A 1,942-nucleotide genomic window follows, 5' to 3' on the forward strand; every position below is an offset into this window, starting at 1 on the left:
ATTCTTCAGAATCGCCGTTTAAAATGTTCCAGAGTGCTAAAGTATTGTTAATAATTTTTTCACGCTTTTCAATAGAATAATTAAAGGGAGAATACTTTCTCTTTATTAAGTTCTTAATGATAAAATATAAAAACTGATCTGTATTAAAATTGGTACATATAATAGTGGCAATCAAAAACACTAAATAATTATTTTCGGAATCAAAGAGCCTGTAAGCCATTTCAAATAGTAAATGATGATTTATGAAATAACTAAAATATGGATTGCTTGAAAAATTATATTCTTTTAGGATAGCAATACTTTCTAAATGATCTTGAGTAATTAATAAGTTTAGTACATTTAAATATATTAAAGGGGAGTTCGCTATTAATGTTCTATAATTCTTTTCAATATAATCAAGCGCTTCGTATGCTTTTGACATGATAGACTCTGTGTAAGAATCCATTTTATCAATCCTAGATTTATTACAAATAACCGACAAATCTCTAATACGATTTAGTAATTCATTACTGCAATCAGATTTACAAATTTTGTTTATTGTTTCTTTGGATAAATAATAAAAACATCCGATTAAGCTAATATTATTTTGAGAGTCTTGTCTTAAGTAAGTATGAAATAAATCTGCAATTAAATCAATATTGTAGTTAATTGTGACTGTGGAATCATTAATAACTGCATATCTTTTAGCGTCGTGTATTAGCCTGGATTTGAATAGTATTAGATTATGATATCGTTCATAGAATCTTGGCTGCAACATATTATTATTAAATAGATTTGCAATTATAATAAAGTATTCAATTGCTTTTTCTCTTACTCCAAATGATTCGTCATCATAATAGCGTTCAATAGTATCAAACAAATAATCAATAATAGATTTATGTCGCTTAACTTCGTTATTCTCAATTATTACTTCAATAATTAGAATAGCCAATTCATTATAATTGGAATCACCAATCCATTTTTCAAGTTGAATGATTATATCATTTACGTCTATTTCTTTTGCAAAATATACTGCAAGAAAGTATTCGTAAAAGGTTTTGTGTGTAAAATCAAGCTTGCCCTCATCAACTTCGCGAATTAATTCGGTTCTATTTACTAAGTATTTTGCAAATAGATTAGCAGGATGAACCCAAATTCTTGTATCAGGTACCTCTATTGCTTTTAAAATAGATATTTTTAATTCTTCTTCGCTAAATATATACTCCATGTCATTTTTTTGCTTAATAAATTTATAATGAGCTATTTTAGGAACAACCATATTGTCGCCTAGAATATTTTTAAAATCCTTATCATCAGGTAGCATTGCTTTTCGATCTTCCCTAACTTCTAAAAAAGTATCAATGCATTTTTTATAAAAATCCACACGACGATTAGGAAGATTATTACCAATATCGAAAATAATTAAGGCCAGCACAAGTATTATTGGGTTTCTGATGACGCTTCTACAATTTGCGCGCTTTACCTCTGCAAAAAAATTCTTTGTGAAGTCATCAAAATTGGCATTAGCATTATTAACTTTTATCCAATTACGTGTGTATTCTTTAATTTGTTCATCATCAAATTCATTTATTTTTATATGAACAAAGCTATTGTCAAATTGATTTTTTAAATATCCTGATTCTCTTGAGGAAATAATAAACCTGTTCAAATAGTATACATGACAAAAATTGGCTATTTCATCTCTAACTTTATTTCTTATAGATTGTGATGGAATTTCATCCAAAGCATCTAAAATAACTAAACAGTTACCGCTCGATAAATATTCGTCTAAAACACTCTCTATTTCATTGAGCGAGAGCTTCCTTTTTTGTATTCTTTTCGAAAACTCTTTAGATAAGCACCATAATATGTTATATTTATCCTCTACGATTGATTTCGCATACTCTTTTAAGTCTATCTTGATTTTTAAACAATTTTGATTAAATAATCTTTCAAAATTACA

At 27.3% G+C, this 1,942-nt stretch carries 1 protein-coding gene; it reads right to left on the reverse strand.

The window, feature by feature from the left end; genetic code table 11:
• The coding region (locus KQY27_RS00485; RefSeq protein ID WP_224424618.1) for a hypothetical protein at positions 1–1,942 on the reverse strand (1,942 nt) is incomplete at both ends.

The organism is Methanobrevibacter sp. TMH8 (assembly GCF_020148105.1).
Taxonomy (GTDB): domain Archaea; phylum Methanobacteriota; class Methanobacteria; order Methanobacteriales; family Methanobacteriaceae; genus Methanobinarius.